General features: G+C 62.8%; 18 protein-coding genes. 8 read left to right on the forward strand and 10 right to left on the reverse strand.

The features are described 5' to 3' along the window. Genes ACYG9R_RS27085 through ACYG9R_RS27095 form a run of 3 tightly spaced genes read right to left on the reverse strand, consistent with a single transcriptional unit; the run spans position 1 to position 3,396 of the window. On the reverse strand, positions 1 to 1,374 hold the full coding sequence (locus tag ACYG9R_RS27085) for an MlaD family protein (protein WP_023690141.1): 1,374 nt from the start codon (positions 1,372 to 1,374) through the stop codon (positions 1 to 3). Positions 1,375 to 1,388: 14 nt separating this feature from the next. Then, entirely contained in the window at positions 1,389 to 2,207 is an 819-nt protein-coding gene (locus ACYG9R_RS27090; RefSeq protein ID WP_023694175.1) for an ABC transporter ATP-binding protein, read from the reverse strand. Position 2,208: 1 nt separating this feature from the next. Further along, on the reverse strand, positions 2,209 to 3,396 hold the full coding sequence (locus ACYG9R_RS27095; RefSeq protein WP_023708615.1) for an MlaE family ABC transporter permease: 1,188 nt from the start codon (positions 3,394 to 3,396) through the stop codon (positions 2,209 to 2,211). Between the two features lie 77 nt (positions 3,397 to 3,473). On the opposite strand from ACYG9R_RS27095, the gene dgcA reads away from it, so the two are divergent. Next, a complete protein-coding gene (dgcA, locus tag ACYG9R_RS27100) occupies positions 3,474 to 4,457 on the forward strand; it encodes an N-acetyl-D-Glu racemase DgcA (RefSeq protein ID WP_023825087.1) in 984 nt (327 codons plus the stop codon). Here the strand turns inward: dgcA and ACYG9R_RS27105 are convergent. Beyond that, positions 4,428 to 5,642, reverse strand: coding sequence for an MFS transporter (locus ACYG9R_RS27105; RefSeq protein WP_023715970.1), 1,215 nt, complete (start codon positions 5,640 to 5,642; stop codon positions 4,428 to 4,430). The genes dgcA and ACYG9R_RS27105 overlap by 30 nt on opposite strands. A 104-nt stretch (positions 5,643 to 5,746) precedes the next feature. Continuing rightward, the gene (locus tag ACYG9R_RS27110) at positions 5,747 to 6,562 is read right to left on the reverse strand and encodes a UDP-2,3-diacylglucosamine diphosphatase (protein WP_023739351.1); all 816 of its coding nucleotides are present in this window, start codon (positions 6,560 to 6,562) and stop codon (positions 5,747 to 5,749) included. A gap of 120 nt (positions 6,563 to 6,682) precedes the next feature. On the opposite strand from ACYG9R_RS27110, the gene ACYG9R_RS27115 reads away from it, so the two are divergent. Then, positions 6,683 to 7,462 (forward strand): SDR family oxidoreductase, encoded by a 780-nt coding sequence (locus ACYG9R_RS27115; RefSeq protein WP_023825088.1) that lies wholly within the window; start codon positions 6,683 to 6,685, stop codon positions 7,460 to 7,462. A gap of 159 nt (positions 7,463 to 7,621) precedes the next feature. Further along, complete coding sequence (locus ACYG9R_RS27120; protein ID WP_023825089.1) at positions 7,622 to 9,946, forward strand: NADP-dependent malic enzyme; 2,325 nt, start codon at positions 7,622 to 7,624, stop codon at positions 9,944 to 9,946. Positions 9,947 to 9,951: 5 nt separating this feature from the next. Here ACYG9R_RS27120 and ACYG9R_RS27125 read toward each other — a convergent pair whose 3' ends face one another. After that, entirely contained in the window at positions 9,952 to 10,572 is a 621-nt protein-coding gene (locus ACYG9R_RS27125) for a DUF1287 domain-containing protein (RefSeq protein WP_050590581.1), read from the reverse strand. A 203-nt stretch (positions 10,573 to 10,775) separates the two neighbouring features. Here ACYG9R_RS27125 and ACYG9R_RS27130 point away from each other — a divergent pair, with 203 nt between their 5' ends. Then, positions 10,776 to 11,972 carry a DUF2865 domain-containing protein gene (locus ACYG9R_RS27130; protein WP_023690148.1) on the forward strand — a complete coding sequence of 399 codons (1,197 nt, stop codon included), beginning with the start codon at positions 10,776 to 10,778 and terminating at the stop codon, positions 11,970 to 11,972. Here ACYG9R_RS27130 and gltX read toward each other — a convergent pair. After that, the gene (gene gltX / locus ACYG9R_RS27135; RefSeq protein ID WP_023684934.1) at positions 11,890 to 13,263 is read right to left on the reverse strand and encodes a glutamate--tRNA ligase; all 1,374 of its coding nucleotides are present in this window, start codon (positions 13,261 to 13,263) and stop codon (positions 11,890 to 11,892) included. The two genes, ACYG9R_RS27130 and gltX, sit on opposite strands and share 83 nt — an antisense overlap. Before the next feature lie 731 nt (positions 13,264 to 13,994). Here gltX and ACYG9R_RS27140 point away from each other — a divergent pair. The 3 genes from ACYG9R_RS27140 to ACYG9R_RS27150 are packed head-to-tail and all read left to right on the forward strand — an operon-like array spanning position 13,995 to position 18,177. After that, a complete protein-coding gene (locus ACYG9R_RS27140) occupies positions 13,995 to 17,759 on the forward strand; it encodes a vitamin B12-dependent ribonucleotide reductase (protein WP_023825092.1) in 3,765 nt (1,254 codons plus the stop codon). A 6-nt stretch (positions 17,760 to 17,765) separates the two neighbouring features. Then, complete coding sequence (locus ACYG9R_RS27145) at positions 17,766 to 17,966, forward strand: type II toxin-antitoxin system HicA family toxin (RefSeq protein WP_023669047.1); 201 nt, start codon at positions 17,766 to 17,768, stop codon at positions 17,964 to 17,966. Positions 17,967 to 17,970: 4 nt separating this feature from the next. Then, positions 17,971 to 18,177: a type II toxin-antitoxin system HicB family antitoxin gene (locus tag ACYG9R_RS27150; protein ID WP_023669048.1), complete on the forward strand. Its 207-nt coding sequence runs from the start codon at positions 17,971 to 17,973 to the stop codon at positions 18,175 to 18,177. A gap of 23 nt (positions 18,178 to 18,200) precedes the next feature. On the opposite strand, the gene ACYG9R_RS27155 is transcribed toward ACYG9R_RS27150, so the two are convergent. Genes ACYG9R_RS27155 through ACYG9R_RS27165 form a run of 3 tightly spaced genes read right to left on the reverse strand, consistent with a single transcriptional unit; the run spans position 18,201 to position 20,331 of the window. After that, the gene (locus tag ACYG9R_RS27155) at positions 18,201 to 18,806 is read right to left on the reverse strand and encodes a hypothetical protein (RefSeq protein ID WP_245260147.1); all 606 of its coding nucleotides are present in this window, start codon (positions 18,804 to 18,806) and stop codon (positions 18,201 to 18,203) included. Positions 18,807 to 18,830: 24 nt separating this feature from the next. Further along, a complete protein-coding gene (locus ACYG9R_RS27160) occupies positions 18,831 to 19,346 on the reverse strand; it encodes a hypothetical protein (RefSeq protein WP_245260148.1) in 516 nt (171 codons plus the stop codon). Positions 19,347 to 19,359: 13 nt separating this feature from the next. After that, entirely contained in the window at positions 19,360 to 20,331 is a 972-nt protein-coding gene (locus ACYG9R_RS27165; RefSeq protein WP_023825094.1) for a DUF3592 domain-containing protein, read from the reverse strand. A 163-nt stretch (positions 20,332 to 20,494) separates the two neighbouring features. Between ACYG9R_RS27165 and ACYG9R_RS27170 the strand changes: the two genes are divergently transcribed. Beyond that, the gene (locus tag ACYG9R_RS27170) at positions 20,495 to 21,436 is read left to right on the forward strand and encodes a phosphoribosylaminoimidazolesuccinocarboxamide synthase (protein ID WP_023739359.1); all 942 of its coding nucleotides are present in this window, start codon (positions 20,495 to 20,497) and stop codon (positions 21,434 to 21,436) included. The last annotated feature ends 14 nt before the right edge of the window (positions 21,437 to 21,450 follow it).

Below are 21,450 nucleotides of genomic sequence, written 5' to 3' on the forward strand. Positions count from 1 at the left end.
TCAACGCCGTGCCCTGCCATCGAACTGCCGGACCTCGCCGTCGCCGCCCGACAGGATGCGCTGCGGGTTGCGGCTGAGATCGGTCACCGCCTCTTCGATGCGACTGATCGAACGCCGGCTGTCCTGGACCAGCGCCTCGACATTCGACAGGCCCTGGCCCGAGAAGCGCGCGATGTTGTCGGTGATCGTGCCAAGCCGGGCGTTCAGCGTGTCGGCGACCTGCTTGAACGACTTCAGCGTGTCCCTGGCATCGGCCATGACGCCGTCGGCTTGGCCCGAACCGAGCAGCGTATCGACCCTTTTCAGGATGCCGTCGACGCGCACCGAGGCATCGTTGAGGCGCGACGCAAGCTGTTTGGCGTCCTTGATCGTCTCGTCGATGTCGTCGGCCCGGTCGGCGAACTTGTCGGTCACCTTGGCGATGTCGGCGGCGGCCTTGTTGGCATTTTCGCTGGCCTTCTGAATGTTGGCGAGCGCCACGCGCACCTGCGCCGGATCGATGCCGTCGAGCACATTGTCGACCTTTGCCAGCGTGCCTTGCGTGCGCGTGGCGAAATCGTTGACCGAGCCGACCGCGGTATCGACGTTCTTGATCACGCCGTCGAGCTGTCCGCTGGTCTCCTTCAGATTGGCGGTGACGGCGTCCACATTGGCGACGATGCTCTTGATCTTGTCCTTGTCGACGGCATTGAGCAGGCCTTCGGCAGCCTTCAGCGTGCCGTCGAGCTTGCCGGAAACACCCTTCAGCTCATCCGACAGCGCGCTGACGGCGGTCAGGAACTTGTCGATGCCGTCGGCATTCCTGGCCAGCGCATCGGAAAATGTCTGGGCGTTCTTGACGGTCTGGGTCAGCGGCCCGCGCACGTCCCTGGTGAAACCTTCTAGGTCGGAAAGCACCTTGTCGGCGCGGGTGAAGATGTTCTGCGCCGTCTGCAGCAGGTTGGTGACCGCTGACGGATTGGCGATGATCTCGGCCGTCCTGCCTTCCTTTGCCGCCTCTTCCAGCAGGTTCGGTTCCTTGGGATCGGCGCCCTTCAATTCGATGTTGACCTGGCCGGCAAGGCTGGCGATGCCGATATCGGCCTGCGTCGATTTGGTGAGCGGCGTTGTCTGGTCGATCTCGGTCGTAGCAATGGCGGCATTGGGGTCATTGCGGTCGAAATAGACGCGCTTGACCACCCCGACCTTGACGCCGTTGAACAGCACCAGACTGCCGGGGCCGAGGCCGGAGGCCGAACCCTGAATGCGCACGCGCAGCTCCGCCGTCTCGCCGCGATCACCGATCTGGGCGGTCCAATAGACGAACCCGAACGCCGCCAGGATCGCAGCCAGGGTGAAAATGCCGACAATGACGTAGTTGGCTCTGGTTTCCATTGCCCCACTTATGTCTATGCGCGCGCGGCAAGATCAAGTTGCCGAGCGCGTTTTCCGCGGAAATAGGATTTGACCCACGGTTCTTCGCTTTTCAGCATGTCGTCGATCGTGCCTTCGACCAGGATTTTCTTGTTGCCGAGCACCGCCACGCGGTCGCAAGCGGTAAACAGCGTGTCGAGATCGTGCGTCACCATATAGACCGTCAGATCCATCGTATCGCGCAACTTCACCACCAATTCGTCGAATTCGGACGCGCTGATCGGGTCGAGGCCGGAAGTCGGCTCGTCGAGGAAGACGATATCGGGGTCGAGCGCCAGCGCCCGTGCCAGGGCGGCGCGCTTGATCATGCCGCCCGAAAGCTCCGAGGGAAATTTCTGCGCGGCGTCCGGCGGCAGGCCGACCAGTTCGATCTTGAGCAAGGCCAGCTCGTCCATCAGTTTCTTCGGCAGATCGAGATATTCGCGCATCGGCACCTGCACGTTTTCCTGCACGGTCAATGCCGAAAACAGGGCACCGTGCTGGAAAAGCACGCCAAGCCGCATGTCGATGCGCAACCGCTCGATGTCGCTGGCCTTTTCGAGGTCGAGACCAAACAGCTTGATCGTGCCGGACTGCTTGTGCAGCAGGCCGAGAATCGTGCGCAGCAGCACCGATTTGCCGGCGCCCGAGGCGCCGACGAAACCGAGGATTTCGCCGCGCTTGATGTCGAGCGCCAGTTTGTCGAGGATCAGCTTGTCGTCCAGGGCAACGGTGATGTCGCGCACCGACAGCACGATATCGCTTTCGCCCGTTCCCTGCATAGCCTTGGTCGCCTTTGAGTTTCTGCGCATCATGTCAGAACTCGATCGACGCGTAGAAGATGGCGAAAAGGCCATCGAGGATGATGACGACGAAGATCGACTTCACCACCGAGGCGGTGACGTGCAGACCCAGCGATTCGGCGCTGCCGCCGACCTTCATGCCTTCTACGGAAGCAATGGTGCCGATGATCATGGCCATGAACGGCGCCTTGATCAGCCCGGCGAAGATGGTGCTGATATCGATCGCGCCGCGCAGCCGGTCGATGAAGGCCGTCGGCGCAATACCGGAATAAAGCCAGGCGGCTAGGATGCCGCCGCCAAGAGCGGCAAAATTGGCGACGATGGTGAGACAGGGTAGCGCGATCACCAGCGCCACCAGGCGCGGAAACACCAGCACGCCGATCGGGTTGAGGCCGATGACCTTCAGCGCGTCGACCTCCTCGCGCATCTTCATCGAGCCGATCTCGGCGGTGATGGCGCTGCCGGAACGGCCGGCGATCATGATGGCGGTCATCAGCACGCCGAGCTCGCGCAGGATCAGCACGCCGACCAGATCGACAACGAAAATGTTGGCGCCGAAATAGTTGAGCTGGTAGGCGCCCTGCTGGGCGACGATGGCGCCGACGATCGCCGACATCAGCACCACCACGGGGATGGCGCCGACCCCCATGCGATCGATCTGGTTGAAGATCGCCGCAGGGTTGATGGCATGGCCGCGCCCGAGCTTCATCTGGGCGCCGCCGATGGTGGCGCCGAGGATGTTCATCGAGGCGAGGAAATCGTCGCGCATCTCATAGATGCGGCGGCCGACCGCCTCCAGCCCGCGGAGGATAATGTTGGGGCGCCGGACGCCGCGCGATTCGGGCTCGCGCCGGACAGCTTCGCCAACGGCGCCGAGCAGGATCGAGGCGACATCGCTTTGCCCCTGCATCTTGATCTCGACACCCTTCTTTTCGAACACGCTGACCAGGCGATCGATCAGCCAGGCGCCGGCGGTGTCCATCTTCTCGATGTGGGAAAGATCCAAAGCGAGCGTCTGGAAGCCTTTGCGCTGCTCGATCTTGCGCATCTCGGCGTCGATCAGCGCCACTGTCGTCGTCGTCCATATGCCGGAGAAAGCGCAGCCGAGGACGCCGCCCTCCTCGCCGACCGCAACGCGGGGCTGGTGGTCGGCCTCCTTGGCGGCGTTGCCGCTTGCGTCGCGTTTGCCGATGGTCAACATGGCGTCCTGTTTAGCCTGACGGGTCGTACCTGTCGATTTGCCGACGACGCGTTGTCGCATAGCCGGAGCAGAAAATTATGGCGCGTGTCATTTCGGTTGAGGCCGAGCGTTTTCCCATTGCCGGCACCTTCACCATCTCGCGCGGGTCGAAGACCGAAGCCGAAGTCATTACCTGCACGATCAGCGATGGGGACAATCGCGGATGGGGCGAATGCGTCCCCTACAAGCGCTATGGCGAGACTATGGAGGGGGTGCGCGACGCCACCGAGGCCATGCGCCGGCAGATAGAAGGCGGCATCAGCCGCAAGGACCTGCTCGATGCGATGCCGGCGGGTGCTGCCCGCAACGCCATCGATTGCGCCTTGTGGGACCTGGAGGCCAAGATCAGCGGCGTTGCGGTCGCGGACGCCATCCACGCTGTGCCCTTGTCGGCGCTGGAGACGGCCTACACGCTGTCGCTAGGCGAGCCGGAGGCAATGGCGGCGCAAGCCCGCGCCAATGCCGGGCGGCCGCTGCTCAAGGTCAAGATTGGCGGCGACAACGACATGGCCCGCATCCGCGCCGTGACCGAAGCGGCGCCCGACAGCCGCATCATCCTCGACGCCAATGAAGGCTGGACCGATGCCAACATCATCGAGAATCTCGCTTTCGCCGGCGAACATGGCATAGCCCTGATCGAACAGCCGCTTCCCGCCGGCCATGATGCCATCCTGCGCCACATCGCGCATCCGGTGCCGATCTGCGCAGACGAAAGCGTCCACGAGGCGAAGGACCTCGAAGCGCTTGTCGGCCTCTATGACGCCGTCAACATCAAGCTCGACAAATCCGGCGGCCTGACCGCCGCCCTTACCCTTCGCGACCGCGCCCGGGAGCTGGGATTCGGCGTGATGGTCGGCTGCATGGTCGGCACGTCGCTGGCGATGGCGCCGGCAGTGCTTTTGGCGCAAGGCGCCGACTTCGTCGACCTCGACGGTCCGCTGCTGCTTGCCCGCGACCGCCAGCCCGGCCTCGTGTACCAGGGGTCGCTGGTGTTACCGCCTGACAGGATGCTGTGGGGCTGAACGCGCGGCGAGCCCGATCAGCGCCAGGCCGATGATGGCGATCGGGATCATCGCCAGGAAGCCGTCGACGCCGTAGCGCTCGTAAAGCGGGCCGGACGCCAGCGTCACCGCCGCCATGAAGAAGCCGTTGAAGAAATAGGCAATGCCTTGCGCCGCACCCGTGCGTTCTTCCGAAACCGTTTCGCCGATCATCTTCTGCAGGCCGATCAACACCATCGCCACCGACACCGAATGCAGGGTCTGGACGCCGAAGAAACCGGCAACGCCAAGCCCGAGTGGCCAGATCAACGGAAAGGCGATCCAGCGCACGATGGAGCCGACGCCGGCGATCAGCATCACCTTGACGACTGAGACGGAGGCAAAAATACGGTTGAAAAACACGAACATGCAGACCTCGGCCACCACGCCCCAGGCCCACAGCAGGCCAACGACGGAATCGCTGATGCCGACCGATTTCCAGTAGATTGAGACAAAGCCGTAGAGGAAGGCATGGCTGGCGGTGATGATGCCGACGCCGAGGGTGAAATACAGGAAATACGGATTGAGAAGGCTCGGCGCCTGATGCTGGATGTCGGCGGCCGAAAGCGGCGAAGCCCGGCGCGGGCGGCCAAGCCGCGGCGCCAGCAATCCGGCGACGAGCGCGGCAGACAATGCCGCAAAGATGATTACCGGCACGGCCTGCGGGCTCGTCCAGGCCAGGATAAAGCCGCCTGCGACGTTGGCGCAGAGATAGGAGATCGAGCCCCATTTGCGCATCGCGGTGTAGTTCGAGCCGAAGCGGCGCACGCCCGACAGCGCGAGCGAATCGGCGATCGGCGAATGCGGCGTCCACACCACCGTCAGCGCCAGCGATACGGCAAGCACCGCCGCATAGGTGGGAGTGAGGAAATAGCCGGCGGAAAGCACCATCGTCGCGGCCACCAGCGCAATATAGACATCGGCCCTGTCCTTCGCCCGGTCCGCCAGCGCGGTCAGCAGCGGCGTCGTCACCACGCGCAGGAACATCGGCGCCGCCAGGATGATGGCGATCTGCTCGGCGTGGAAACCCTGGGCATGCAGCCACAGCGGGAAATAAGGCACATGCGTTCCCAGCGACACGAATAATGTCGCGAAGATCAGACTCATGCGCAGTTCGAAATGGCGCGGCTTGACGAGTTGTTCGGGCGAGAGCGGCGGCAGCGACATGAATCGATCCAATTACGCTGCACAAAGGGCTGCAACGCAGATCGATCCCTTAACATGCGCGAAAGCGGTCCGAAACTGCCTGGGCCAGTCGATTAACAGGAGGGTTATGCCGCTTCGACGACCCTGTCTTCGATCAGCAAGGGGATGAGCGGCTCGTCCGGTGCTTCGGGCAGCACCAGCGCCCAGTGGATGATCTCCATCTTGCCGTCGAAATGTTCGACCACCGCCGTGCAGCTCTCCACCCAGTCGCCAGTGTTGATGTACTGCACATCCTCATAAGTCTCGATCGCGGCGTGATGGATGTGGCCGCAGATGACGCCGTCGACATGCGAGCGGCGGGCCTCCTCGGTCAGCACCGTCTGGAACGAGCCGATGAAGTTCACCGCCTTCTTGACCTTGACCTTGGCCCAGGACGAGAACGACCAGTAGGGAAGGCCGAGCATATGGCGGAGCCTCGTCACCACGCGGTTGACCACCATCGCGGCGTCATAGGCGTAGTCGCCGAGGTAGGCCAGCCAGCGTGCATTGTGGACGACGGTATCGAACTGGTCGCCGTGGATGACCAGCAGGCGCCTGCCATCGGCGGTTTCGTGGATGGCGCGGTCGGCAACGACGATGCCGCCGAAATGCACGCCTTGGAACTGGCGCGCGAATTCGTCGTGATTGCCGGCGATATAGGTGATCGAGGTGCCCTTGCGCGCCTTGCGCAGCAGTTTCTGGACGACGTCATTGTGGCTCTGCGGCCAATGCCAGCTGCGCCGCAGACGCCAGCCGTCGACGATGTCTCCGACGAGATAGATGATATCGGCGTCGTGATACCGCAGGAAATCGATCAGGAACTCGGCCTTGGCCGCCTTCGATCCGAGATGCAGGTCGGATATGAACATGCTGCGGAAAGTGCGGGTTTCTGTACCGGACATCAGATCGTCACCGTTGCTTTCGCGCAGGCTATGCCCCGATTCATGCAACAACCGTATGACGGTTGCGATTGGGCCAGCCAAAGGGCTAGCGTGCCGCGCCATTCACAGGAGAAAATCGTCATGGATCTTGGCATCAAGGGCAAGAAAGCCATCGTCTGCGCATCGAGCAAAGGGCTGGGCCGCGGCTGCGCCATGGCGCTGGCCGAGGCCGGCTGCGATCTCGTCGTCAACGGCCGCAATGCCGAGCTGCTGGCAAAAACCGCAGCCGAACTGCGCGAACGCCACGGCGTGAAGGTGACCGAGATCGTCGGCGACGTCTCGAAACCCGACGTGCAGAACGCGCTCCTTGCCGCCTGCCCCGACCCGGATATCCTGGTCAACAACAATGGCGGCCCGCCCTTGCGCGATTTCCGCGAACTCGACCGCGCAAAGATCCTCGAAGGCGTGACGCAGAACATGGTGACGCCGATCGAACTGGTGCAGGCCGTCATCGACGGCATGGCCAAGCGCGGCTTCGGCCGCATCGTCAACATCACCTCGCTGTCGGTCTACGTCCCGATTCCCGGCCTCGATCTGTCGTCCGGCGCGCGAGCCGGGCTGACTTCGTTCCTCGCCGGCGTGGCGCGAACGGTGATCGACCGCAACGTCACCATCAACAGCCTGCTGCCGGGCAAGCTCGACACCGACCGACTGCGCGGCCCGCATGAGGCCGGCACGATGGAAGACCCGGCAGCGGCCGCAGCGCGCAAGACCCGCATCAGCGCCGACGTTCCGGCCAAGCGGCTCGGCACGCCGGAAGAGTTCGGCCAGATCTGCGCCTTTCTGTGCTCGGTCCATGCCGGCTATCTCACCGGTCAGAACATCCCGGTCGATGGCGGCCTCTATGTCAGCGCGTTCTAATGGGCTCGATGGATAATCGGCAGGATTTCAGCGCAATCATTTGAAATAGTTCGATCTTTCCGGCCCCAGTTGTTTTAGCCGCCCTTGCGTTATTTGGCGTCGCGAAAAACCATTTTTGCGTGCTAAAAGGCTGCAAAGCAGGTTTGAGGGAGCGGCCGCATGGAAGGCGAGAACAAGAAGACGGCACGTTCGGACCTCGACGAAGCCGCCCTCTACTTCCACAAGCATCCAAGGCCGGGAAAGCTCGAGATTCAGGCGACCAAGCCGCTCGGCAACCAGCGCGATCTGGCGCTGGCCTATTCGCCGGGTGTTGCCGCGCCCTGCCTCGAAATCCGCGACAATCCGGCAACCGCGGCCGATTATACAGCGCGCGCCAATCTGGTCGGCGTCGTCTCCAACGGCTCGGCCGTGCTCGGGCTCGGCAATATCGGCCCGCTCGCCTCCAAGCCGGTGATGGAAGGCAAGGCGGTGCTGTTCAAGAAATTCGCCGGCATCGACGTCTTCGACATCGAGATCGACGCGCCGGGCATAGAGCGCATGGTCGAGACGATCTCGGCGCTGGAGCCGACTTTCGGCGGCATCAATCTCGAGGACATCAAGGCGCCCGAATGCTTCGAGGTCGAGGCGCAGTTGAAGGCCCGCATGGGCATTCCCGTCTTCCATGACGACCAGCATGGCACCGCCATCATCGTCGCCGCCGCCGTGCTCAACGGGCTGGAATTCGCCGGCAAGACCATTTCCGACATCAAGATCGTCACCTCAGGCGCCGGTGCGGCAGCGCTCGCCTGCCTCAACCTGTTGGTCTCGCTTGGCGCCAAGGTAGAGAATATCTGGGTCACCGACCGCTTCGGCGTCGCCTACAAGGGCCGCACCGACGAGATGGATCGCTGGAAAGACCCATATGTGAAGGACACCGAGGCGCGCACGCTGGCCGATGTGATCCCTGGCGCCGACGTTTTTCTCGGCCTGTCGGCCGCCGGCGTGCTGAAGCCGGAATTGCTTGATCATATGGCGCCTAAGCCGTTGATCCTGGCGCTGGCCAACCCCAATCCCGAAATCATGCCGGAGGTCGCGCGCGCCGCTCGTCCCGACGCGATGATCTGCACCGGCCGTTCCGATTTCCCCAATCAGGTCAACAACGTGCTTTGTTTTCCTTACATCTTCCGCGGTGCGCTGGATTGCGGCGCCAGCGCCATCAACGAGGAGATGAAGATGGCCGCGGTCAGGGCAATTGCTGCCCTTGCCCGCGAGGAACCATCCGACGTCGCCGCCCGCGCCTATTCCGGCGAGACGCCGATCTTCGGACCCGACTTCCTTATCCCCTCGCCCTTCGATCCCCGCCTGATCCTGCGCATCGCGCCGGCAGTGGCCAAGGCTGCCTGCGACACCGGCGTCGCGACCCGGCCGATCACCGACTTCGCCGCCTATATCGACCAGCTCAACCGCTTCGTCTTCCGCTCCGGCCTGGTGATGAAGCCGGTGTTTTCGTCGGCCAAGGCTTCGAACGCCAAGCGCGTCATCTATGCCGACGGCGAGGACGAGCGCGTGCTGCGCGCAGCCCAGGTGGTGCTGGAGGAAGGCATTGCCGAGCCGATCCTGATCGGCCGCCCGCACGTCATCGAGGTCAGGCTGAAGCGCTACGGCCTGCGTATCAAGCCGGGCGTCGATTTCGGCCTGATCAACCCGGAAGACGATCCGCGCTACCGCCATTATGTCGACCTGTTGATCGAGCTTGCCGGCCGGCGCGGCGTGACGACGGAAGCCGCGCGCACCATGGTGCGCACCGACAATACGGTGATTGCCGCGCTGGCGCTGAAGCGCGGCGACGCCGACGCCATGATCTGCGGCCTCGAGGGCCGTTTCGAGCGGCATCTGCGCAATGTGACGCTGGTCATCGGACCACGCGCGGGCGTCAAGGACCGCGACCTGTCGACGCTGTCGATGCTGATCTCGCAGCGCGGCATCATCTTCCTCACCGACACCCATGTCTCGGTCGACCCGACGGCCGAGGAAATCGCCGAAATGACCATATTGGCGGCGGAGGAAATCCAGCGCTTCGGCATCGAGCCGAAGGCGGCGCTGCTGTCGCATTCGGATTTCGGCTCGCGCGATTCTCCCAGCGCGCTGAAGATGCGGCAGGCAGCGGCGATCCTGGCGCGCGTTGCGCCCGACCTGCAATGCGACGGCGAGATGCATGCCGATTCAGCCCTGTCGGAGCATCTGCGCCAGCGCGTCTATCCGCATTCGCGGCTGAAGGGCGAAGCCAATCTCCTGGTGTTCCCCAACCTCGACTCCGCCAACATCACGCTGACCGCGCTGCGCACGATGATGGATGCGCTGCATGTCGGTCCGATCCTGCTTGGCACCGACAAGCCGGCGCATATTTTGACGCCGTCGGTGACGTCGCGCGGCGTCGTCAATATGACGGCGCTGGCGGTGGTCGAGGCGGCGCACAAGGCGCAGGCGGTGGTTCATTTCGGCTGAGTTTCTCACGCAGGCGCGAAGCGGTAATGCCCGGTCTGCTTGAAGGCGAACAGCGTGTCCTCCTCGCGGGCGCCCGACCCGATATTGTGGATGACCAGCGCTCGTTCCGGCACGTCCGCCGTGCGTTCGGATGAGACGATGACGATGTGCGGCAGGTTGCCGGGCAGCATCTGGGTGACGATATCGCCCGGCTGAAAGTCGGGAGGATACTCGCTGGCGGGCAAGGAAACTCCGTTGCGCCCGAAAAAAGCGGCAAGATTGCCGACCCGTCGGTGGTCGATGTTGCGGTCGGTCGCTTTCAGGCCCCAGGTCTTGGGATAGGCGGCGAAATTGGCGGCCATATCCTCATGCACCAGTTTCTGCAGGTCGAGATTGAAGGCGCGGCGATAGGCGCGCACGATGACATCCGTGCACACGCCTCGATCCGGCGCGACGTCGCCGCCGGGATAGCCGAGGCGGACATAGGCCGGGTCGTAGAAGGTGGTGATGCCGATCTGCTCACGCGCGGCTTCGACCAATTTGCTGCGCCAGTCCGGAGCGGCTGGATTTTCCTGCGCCCGGGCGGCGGGCACCGCCAGGCACAACAGACCGAACTGCAGCGCGGTTCGACGGGTAATCGCGATCATGCCAGCTCCCCGGGGCATTGCTGGATCGTGGGATAATTCCGGGGCGATTGCGCCTTTTTCATGCAGCGGTGAGATCGCACAGTTGCCGCTCTATCCAAACGCCTCCTGCAACGCGTCTATGGGCTAAGACCATCTTTGGTTGTAGATTGAGGGAACGGTTAACCGCGAATCCGGTAGACAGGCAGGCAAGCGGGGTTCGGGCAATGACGGGCGGACGATGGAGGCTGAAGCATCTGGCTGCGCTGCTCGGCGCGCTTGTGCTTTCGGCCGTCGCCACCACTGAACCGCAGGCCGCCTCCCGCGTTTGCCGTCAACTGGAAGCCGAGCTTGCTTCTTCATCGAATGGCGGCGGCAATTCCAGCATGGTGCGGAAGTATGACAAGGCCATCTCCCGCCAGTTCGAACAGCTATCAAAGGTGCGCGGTCGTGCGAGCGATGCGAATTGCGGGTTTTCGCTGTTTTCGCGCAATGTCAGCCAATGTGCTGCGCTGAACAGCAGCATCGATCGCATGAACGCCAATCTCGATGCGTTGCAAGCCAAGCGCGCGCAGCTTGCCGGCGGCGGCTCGCGGGGCGACCGCGGCCGCATCCTGGCCGCGCTCGACGCCAATGGCTGCCGCGACGAGCCCGCGCCGCGCCGGGAGCCGCTGCAGGAAGCCAGCCGCGAACCCGACGACGGCAATCTGTTCGACCAGCTTTTCGGCGGCAACCGGCAGATCGACACGCTCGATCAGCCCGATGATCCCGGCGAGGAGCGCAATGTGCGCCGGGTGCTCAATCAGCCCGGCGTGCCGGATTTCCCGACGGTCGGCGGCGAGTTCCATACGAGCTGCGTGCGCACCTGCGACGGCTATTTCTTCCCGATGTCGAACTCGGCTTCGCTCGGCGATTTCGAGCGCGATCAGAAGAATTGCGAATCGAGCTGCCCCGGCACCGAAATGCAGGTGTTCTATTCGCGCGGCATGGAAGACGATTCGGCCAACATGACGTCGTCGGTGACCGGCAGGCCCTACAGCGAGTTGCCGACCGCCTATCTCTACAAACAGCCCAACATGTCGCGGCCGCTGGCTTGTGGCTGCAATGCGCAGGCCGGAAATTTCGAGATCATCGGCGGCAACCCGCCACCGCCCGAGCAATCGCAGCCTGATACCGAGACAACGCCATTCATTCCGGTGCCGGCGGCCAAACCCGATCCGGGCGCGGATCCGGAGACGCTGGCGAACGTACAAGGCGGGCTCGACCGCGCCGCCATCAAGCGCCTTGCCGTCAAGCCGGTGGTGTCGCCGGTGTCGCTGATCCCGCCGGACCAGCGCAAGGTCAGGGTCGTCGGGCCAGCGTTCCTTCCCGACCCAGCAGCGGCAATAGATCTGCAAGCTCCGGCCCGGAAGCAAGTCCGGTAAGGGCCAACCTGAGCGGCATGAACAGCGCCTTGCCCTTGCGGCCGCTGGCTTCCCTGATCCTGGCCGTCCAGTCTTTCCAGACCGTGCCGGTCCACGGCTCTTCCGGCAGCAGGTCGAAGGCCTGCTGCAGGAAGTCGCGATCCTCGTCGGAAAATTCCGGCGCGGGCTGCGGGCCGTCGGCAAGGATACGCCACCAGCCGACCGCGTCGCTCAGCCGGTCGAGATTGCCACGCACCGCCAGCCAGAACGGCTCGGCCTTGTCGCCGGAGATGCCGAGCACGATCAGCCGATCCCGCGCCTCGGAAAACGGCATGTGGTGCATGAGCGCACGATTGAGCACGAACAGCTCGTCCGGGTCGAATTTGGCCGCCGATTTCGACGTAGCGGCGGGATCGAAGCGCGCGGCCAGTGCCGGCATGTCATGCACCGCCGCGACATTTTCCGAGGTGCCGACAAGGACGGCCAGCGAAGCCACAGCCATCGGTTCGATGCCCTCCTCGCGCAGGCTTTCGATCGACAGCGCACCGCTGCGCTTCGACAGGCCCTCGCCCGAGGCCGTGGTCAAGAGATTGTGGTGGCCGAAGACAGGCGGCTCGGCGCCCAATGCCTTGAACAGCGCGATCTGCACGCCGGTGTTGGTGACGTGGTCGTCGCCGCGGATAACATGACTGACCCCCATCTCGATGTCGTCGACGACCGAAGGCAGCGTGTAGAGATAAGTGCCGTCCTCGCGCCGCAGCACCGGATCGGACAGTGAGGCCAGATCGACGGTTTCCTCGCCGCGCACCAGATCGTTCCAGTGCACTTCGGTGCGTTCGGGCTGCAGCGGATCGCTGGTGAAATTCGGCAGCAGAAAGCGCCAGTGCGGCCGGCGCCCGTCCGACCGGTATTCGGCGATCTGCTGCTGCGAAAGCGCCAGCGCCTCGCGACCATAGACCGGCGGCAGGCCGCGCGTGCGGCGCACCTTGCGGCGCAGGTCGAGTTCTTCGGGGGTCTCGTAGCAGGGATAGACAACGCCGGCTCTCTGCAGCCGCTCCACCGCCGCGTCGTAAGTTTCGAAGCGCCGCGACTGGTATTCGGTGGCGTCGGGAAAAATCCCCAGCCAGTGCAGGTCGTAGAGGATGGCGTCGGAAAATTCCTGCCTCGAGCGGGCAATGTCTGTGTCGTCGAAGCGCTGGATGAAACGGCCCTTGTTGTTCATGGCAAACAGCCAGTTGAACAAGGCGGTGCGGGCATTGCCGATATGAATGCGGCCAGTTGGTGAGGGGGCAAAACGGACGGTAACTGTCATGGGCGGGCGTAACGGATGCTCTTGGAATTGACAAGACGCGCCCCCGCGCGAGGCCAAAGACATAATGCACGCCAGCTAAAATGAAAAGGCTGTGAGCCAGAATCCGGCCGGGCCTGTCTCGGGTGAACCGCTCACCAGCGGTCCACGCCGGCAGAATCGGGCTTTCCTCAGCCGCTTTTTGTCCCCGTTATCCACATATGTGACACACAAGATGTTGGGGTCACAAAAGCTACGCAAACGAATCCTTGACGACGCAAACCGAGTCGCCTTTTATGTGCCATGTGCTCTTGTTGAGGGCGCGACCGGAGAGTTTCGAGCCCGGTCATTTTTCCCGGATTTTGTGCGTTTTGGCCATGATTTCCGCCTGTTTACGAGGCTGGCGGAAGCGTTGGATCGTGGGGGCTTCGGGAGCGAAAAGGGAGATTTGTCGGACTGGAATAAATTGTCTGTTAACACTATATTTAGTGTTTGCAGGCAGGTTCGACGCTAGATAGTGTGAATTTCCCTCGGTCGAGGGAATCGAGGAAAAATTCAGTTTTGAGGGACCCGCAGGGTTCGGCGCAGAGTTGGAACAGCGGCTTCGCAAGAAGCTCGACCAGCAAGGCGACGAAGACTGCCACAAGGAGAGCCGGTGTTTTCGAACGCCGGCAGACGGCGGACATGCGCGTTTCGCATTGGGGGCAGAAATCCCCGGGGAAAAGCGCTATATATAGACAAAAGGGACCGGACCAATGCGCATCGAGCGTCGCTTCACCAAGCCAGGCCAATCAGCTTACGCGGAGATCGAATTCCGCAAGGCGCTTTCGGAGATCAAGAATCCGGACGGCTCGGTGGTGTTCCGCTTGGACAATATCGATGTGCCGGCGCAGTTCTCGCAGGTTGCCGCCGACATCCTGGCGCAGAAGTATTTCCGCAAGGCCGGCGTGCCCGCGCGCCTGAAGAAGGTCGAGGAGAACGACGTCCCCTCCTTCCTGTGGCGCTCCGTCGCCGACGAGGCCGAGCTTGCCAAGCTGCCGGAAGCCGAGCGCTACGGTTCCGAAATCGACGCCCGCCAGGTCTTCGACCGGCTGGCCGGCACCTGGACCTATTGGGGCTACAAGGGCGGCTACTTCAAGTCGGAAGAAGACGCGAGCGCCTTCCGCGACGAACTCGCCTATATGCTCGCCACCCAGCGCGTTGCGCCGAACTCGCCGCAATGGTTCAACACCGGTCTGCACTGGGCCTACGGCATCGATGGTCCGAGCCAGGGCCACTATTATGTCGACCCGTTTACCGGCAAGCTGACCAAGTCGAAGTCCTCCTACGAGCATCCACAGCCGCATGCCTGTTTCATCCAGGGCGTGCAGGACGATCTCGTCAACGAAGGCGGCATCATGGACCTGTGGGTGCGCGAAGCGCGCCTGTTCAAATACGGCTCGGGCACCGGCTCCAATTTCTCCATGCTGCGCGGCGAAGGCGAAAAGCTGTCGGGCGGCGGCCGTTCGTCCGGCCTGATGAGCTTCCTCAAGATCGGCGACCGCGCGGCGGGCGCAATCAAGTCGGGCGGCACCACGCGTCGTGCGGCCAAGATGGTCATTGTCGACGCCGACCATCCCGATATCGAGGAATTCATCGACTGGAAGGTCAATGAAGAGCAGAAGGTGGCGTCGCTGGTCACCGGCTCCAAGATCGTGAAAAAACATCTCGAAGCGATCATGAAGGCCTGCATCAATTGCGAAGGCCATGATGACGATTGCTTCGACCCGTCGATCAACACCGCGCTGAAGCGCGAGATCAAGGCGGCCAAGAAGTCGGCCGTGCCGGAGAACTACATCTACCGCGTCATCCAGTTCGCCAAGCAGGGCTACACCGCGATGTCGTTCAAGACCTACGACACCGACTGGGATTCCGACGCCTACCTCACCGTTTCCGGCCAGAACTCCAACAATTCGGTGTCGCTGAAGGACAACTTCCTGCGCGCCGTCGAGGACGACGCCGACTGGCATCTGACCGCCCGCAAGGACGGCAAGGTGCTGAAGACGCTGAAGGCACGCGACCTCTGGGAAAAGATCGGCTACGCCGCCTGGGCTTCGGCCGACCCGGGCCTGCATTTCAACACGACGATGAACGACTGGCACACCTGCGCTTCGGCCGGTGCGATCCGGGCCTCCAATCCGTGCTCGGAATACATGTTCCTCGACGACACGGCCTGCAACCTGGCCTCGATCAACCTGCTGCCCTACCGCAATGCCGACGGCACGATCGACATCGCCGCCTACGAGCACACGGTGCGGCTGTGGACCGTCGTCCTCGAAATCTCGGTGATGATGGCGCAGTTCCCGTCGAAGGAGATCGGCAAGCAGTCCTACGAATACCGCACGCTCGGCCTCGGCTATGCCAACATTGGCGGCCTGCTGATGACGTCCGGCATTCCCTATGACTCCGACGAGGGCCGCGCCATCTGCGCAGCGCTCACCGCCATCATGACCGGCGTCGCCTATGCCACCTCGGCCGAGATGGCTGGCGAGCTCGGCGCCTTCGCCGATTACGACCGCAATGCGCAGAACATGCTGCGCGTCATGCGCAACCATCGCCGTGCCGCCTATGGCGAGAAACAGGGCTACGAGAAACTCGCCGTCAATCCGGTGCCGCTGGTCGCGTCCGACCTGAAGCAGCAGGAATTGGCCACGCACGCCAAGGCTGCCTGGGACCGCGCCATCGAACTCGGCGAAGAGCATGGCTACCGCAACGCGCAGGCGACCGTGATTGCGCCGACCGGCACGATCGGCCTGGTCATGGATTGCGATACCACCGGCATCGAGCCCGACTTCGCGCTGGTGAAGTTCAAGAAGCTCGCTGGCGGCGGCTACTTCAAGATCATCAACCGCGCCGTGCCGGAAGCGCTGCGCACACTGGGTTACTCAGAAAGCCAGATCGCCGAGATCGAGGCCTATGCGGTCGGTCACGGCAACATGAACCAGGCGCCGGCGGTCAACCCCGGCTCGCTCAAGGCGAAGGGCTTTACCGATGACAAGATCGCGGCGCTTAACGCAGCACTGAAGTCGGCCTTCGACATCAAGTTCGTCTTTAACCAGTGGACGCTCGGCGCCGACTGGGTGAAGGAGACGTTCGGCTTCACCGATGAGCAGCTCAACGACTTCTCGTTCGAGATGCTGCCGGCGCTCGGCTTCTCCAGGAAGGACATCGAAGCCGCCAACATCCATGTCTGCGGTGCGATGACGCTGGAAGGCGCGCCCTTCCTCAAGGCCGAGCATCTGGCGGTGTTCGACTGCGCCAGCCCGTGCGGCAAGATCGGCAAGCGCTCGCTGTCGATCAACAGCCACATCCAGATGATGGCGGCGGCACAGCCCTTCATCTCCGGCGCCATCTCCAAGACCATCAACATGCCCAACGATGCGACGGTGGAAGACGCCAAGGGCGCCTACATGCTGTCGTGGAAGCTGGCGCTGAAGGCCAACGCGCTCTATCGCGACGGCTCGAAGCTGTCGCAGCCGCTCAATTCGTCGCTGCTCGCCGACAGCGAGGATGACGAGGACGACGCGGTCGAACAGCTGATCGCTGCGCCCGCTTCACAGCGCGCCGTGCAAGTGACCGAAAAGATCGTCGAACGCGTCATCGAACGCCTCTACCGCGATCGTGAAAAACTGCCGAACCGCCGCAAGGGATACACCCAGAAGGCAGTCGTCGGCGGCCACAAGGTCTACCTGCGCACCGGCGAATTCGATGACGGCCGCATCGGCGAGATCTTCATCGACATGCACAAGGAAGGCGCCGCTTTCCGGGCGATGATGAACAACTTCGCCATCGCCATTTCGCTCGGCTTGCAATATGGCGTGCCGCTCGAGGAATTTGTCGAGGCCTTCACCTTCACCAAGTTCGAGCCGGCCGGCATGGTGCAGGGCAATGACGCGATCAAGAATGCGACGTCGATCCTCGACTACGTGTTCCGCGAGCTCGCCGTGTCCTACCTGGGCCGCCACGACCTCGCCCATGTCGACCAGTCGGATTTCGACAAGACGGCGCTCGGACGCGGCATCAACGAAGGCAAGGCGACGCCGTTCTCGAAGGGCCTTACCCGCGGCGCCTCGCCAGTCAAGTTGGTGTCTGGCCTAGGTGGCGAACCCAAGGGTTTTGCCGGATCACCTGCCGCGGCCCCTGCCCGGGTCACCCCAACTGCGTTCTCAGGCTCCAATGTGTTGGCGCTTAAACCAGCAAGCGACGAAGCCATCGCCTACAAGCGCGACTATGAGGAGCGAGCCAAGGAACTGGTCGAAGATATTGTTTCCGAGGAGGCAGCCGACCTCACCGGTTTGTTCACCGACGAAGCAGCGAAAGAAGCGGCCGAGGCAAAGGCGCTTGCCTCCACACGGCGGCAGCAATCCTTGATGCAAGGCTACACCGGCAACGAATGCTCGGAATGCCACAACTTCACCATGGTACGGAACGGCACCTGCGAGAAGTGCGATACTTGTGGTTCGACGAGCGGGTGCAGCTGAGAACTCATGCCGCCTCGGCTTACAGTCCGCGAAGTCATTCGCCTGCTGGAGACCGACGGTTGGTATCTGGTTGCAACCAAGGGCAGCCATCGCCAATATAAGCACAAAACCAAAGCCGGCCGCGTCACCGTGGCCGGCAAACCGTCTGAAGAGGTTGCGCCAGGAACACTGAACAGCATCCTCAAGCAGTCCGGTTTGAAGGAGTGATTGTATGCGTTACGCGGTGGTGATTGAAAAAGCAGGCAACAATTTCTCTGCCTATGTGCCGGACCTACCCGGCTGCATCGCAACTGGTGCTACCGTGCCAGAAGTAGAAATCGAAATTCGCGACGCTATACGCTTTCACATCGAGGGCTTGCGCGCCGATGGGCTGGAGGTGCCCAAAGGAATCAGTCTCGCTGAATATGTAGAGGCATAAGCGGTAGCCTTCAGGACAACATCCTATCCCGGCACCCGCAGCGTCTGCTCGTCAAACAACGGCTCGTCCTGCCCCGCACGCACAAACAGCAGCTTGTGCCCCTCGCCCGCCGGCACCTCGAAGTACTGGATGCCGTCGGGCATTTCGCCCCAGTCGCCGCAGGGTGGTTCGGGAACGTCACCACTCACCACCGCTTTCAGCTCTTTGGCATAGGCAGCATCGGGGCTGAATGTGTAGCGTTTGACGCCGGCGGGCACGGTGCCCTCGGTGTAGGGCGTCAGCACGCAGCGGGCGCTGACTGATTTGTCGGTCTTTTCCAGCAACAGGCGCAGCACCGCAGGCTCGGCGGTTTCGCCTGCCTTGATATCGAATACCTCGACCAGTGGATCGGGCGCGCCGCCATCGCTGTATTTGATGGCGAGCGCATTGCCGGCGAACTCGAAATGGATCTGGCGGAAGCCGAAATCGCAGCGCTGCGCCCAAGCGGCCAGCCCAACCGTCTTGTCGGCCATTTTTTCCCAGACGCATTTGTCGATCGGCGGGCGCGATGGCGCCGGCTCGTCCGCCCGCGCTGCGGCTGATATCGTAGCCGAGGCAAACAGCGTGCAGATCCAGACAATCAGTCTCATGGCGTTATTCATCGCTGCATCCTGTCAAAGTGAAGGCGTCCCAGGCCGAGCCGTCCGGATTGGCATTGGAGAAATCGGCAAATTCGGTGAAGGCCGCGCCGAAATCGGGCAGCAACAGCCCTTCGGCGCCGGTGTCGCTTCGCGCGAATTCAGCTGCTCGGCGCCGCCTCCGGTCAAGGCATAGACCTGGCCCATCCATATCCGGCAGAGACCGCTGCCATCCTCCAGCCCCGCTTCGCGGTCGTCGTCGGTGCAGGCGTGGTGGATGGTGCCGAGCGGAAGCGAATTTTTGCCATTGGTCCAGGTGATGTCGGCCGGCAAGCGCGTGTCGGTGTTGGGCACGGTCACCGAAAACACTTCGGCCGTCAGTGCCGCCGGCTCATTGTTCAGCGGCCGGAATTGCATCACCGCGCCCGAACGCGGCTCGCGGTAGGTGGCATGGCTGAGCAGACATTCTTTTGCGCTCGCTGCCTGCACGGCGCCGAGCAGAGCCAGGGAAACGACAGCCAGCCTGCGGACGATCATTGGATGTCTCGTCATGAAAGTGGGCGCCTCAGATAAAACCGACCAGCCACGCCGCGCCGCCCAGAAACGCGGCCGAACAGACCCACAGCAGCCAAAGCCCGCGCACCCTGCATTCGAGCACTGCCGAGGCGGGGTTGGCTGGGTCGTAATGCACGTCGACCTTGCCGCCCTCGGCATAGCTGCGCGCCTGGCCGCTGACGAGGCCGGGCATTGAAGCGGTGACCGTGGCGCCGAAGGTGACGCGGTCTGAGGTGTAGTGCTGGCCTGCGACGCCGTAGCTGTACACGATGCGGGATTTGAAGACGGTGCTCCAGCGTCGATGGCCGCTGTAGTTTCGCAGCGCCTGCAGACCCGAGGAGTCAATGCGGCCGGGCGCGACCGGCCATTTTGACGCCTGCTCGGCAAGCGACTTCTGGACGAAGGCCATGCGCAGGATCATCAGGCCCATGAACAGCAGCAGCGCTCCGGCGCCGAGGTTCTGCGGCTTGGGCAGGTGCGGCCGGATCGCCTCCAGCACGCCACCGAGCAAAAACACCAGCACCACCGTGCCGATCACCAGCCCGGCCGAGAGCTTGACCATGAACTTGAAGGCGCCGTCCGGCAGGGTGCGTTCGATCACCGCCTTGCCCGGATCGGCCGGATTGTAGAAGACGGTCACTTCAGCGCCGGTGGGAAACTGCGCCAGGGTTCCGGTGACTTCGAAATTCCCCAGATTCTCCTTCACGCTGTAGCGCGAGCTTTGAAATTTCTTTTTACCGACCTTGTATTCGAAGGTGATCGCCGGAAAATTGCGCATCTCGGTGGTGTCGCTGCTGTCCGAGCCGACGCCCGACCTTCTGACTTCGCGCGCCTCGACGCGCGACGAGATGATCTTGCCCGGCGCCGGCAGCCAGTGGCTCATCGCCTGCACCTCGCGCCACTTGACGAAGGTGATGAACGACAGACCGCCCGCGATCGCGCAGGCAAATCCGACAATCAGAAATTTGAGCTCTACGTCCACCGCGTCCCCCAGGAGTGCCGGAAGCTGCAAATAGATAGCACGGCGAAGGCAATGTCTTGATTATTCGCAAAGGACGAACCGCCCTTCCTCGGGTATCGAAGCCCCCTCAACTTTGTTAAGAGTCGCCCAAACTGTTAGGAGCCATGAGACCAGGATGACAGCACTGCGCGTTCTCTCGGATGCCTTCATTCCGGAACTCCCGAACCACTACAAAGGCAAGGTCCGCGAGAATTACGATCTGCCGGATGGCCGCCGCATCATCATCGCCACCGACCGGCTGAGCGCCTTCGATGTGATCCTGACCGCAATACCGCTCAAGGGAGAGCTGCTGACGCAGACGGCGCGCTACTGGTTCGAGGAAACGGCGGACATCTGCCCCAACCATGTGCTCGATTATCCCGACCCCAATGTCGTCGTCGGCACCAGGCTCGACATTCTGCCGGTGGAAATCGTCGTTCGCGACTATCTCGCCGGCACCACCAGCACTTCGGTGCTGACGAAATACAAGAACGGCGAACGCGATATGTACGGCATCCGCCTGCCGGACGGATTGCGCGACAATGAGAAGCTGCCGCAGGCCATCATCACGCCGACCAGTAAGGCGCTCGATGGCGGCCATGACGAGCCCTTGACGCGCGACGAGATCCTGACGCGCGGCCTGTTATCGGAAGAGCAATGGGACACAGTCTCGCGCTATGCGCTGGCGCTGTTTGCGCGCGGCAAAGCGTTGGCCGCCAAGCGCGGCCTGATCCTGGTCGACACCAAATACGAGTTCGGCACGGACAAGGATGGCGCCATCATCCTTGCCGATGAAATCCATACGCCCGACTCAAGCCGCTACTGGCTTGCGGCAAGCTATGAAGAGCGTTTCAAGGCAGGCGAGCGGCCGCAAAGTTTCGACAAGGACTTTATTCGCGCCTGGGTAACCGCGCGCTGCGATCCCTACAAGGACCGTATTCCGAAAATCCCCGCCGAACTCATCGAGCAGACGTCGCGTGTCTATACGCAGGCCTTTGAGACCATCACCGGCAAGACCTTCACCGCCGATATCTCGGGAAAGACGGTGCTGGACCGCATTCGCGAGAACCTGCGACCTTATTTCTGACGGCGGCTGGCGGC

Source organism: Mesorhizobium sp. RSR565B (assembly GCF_054719465.1).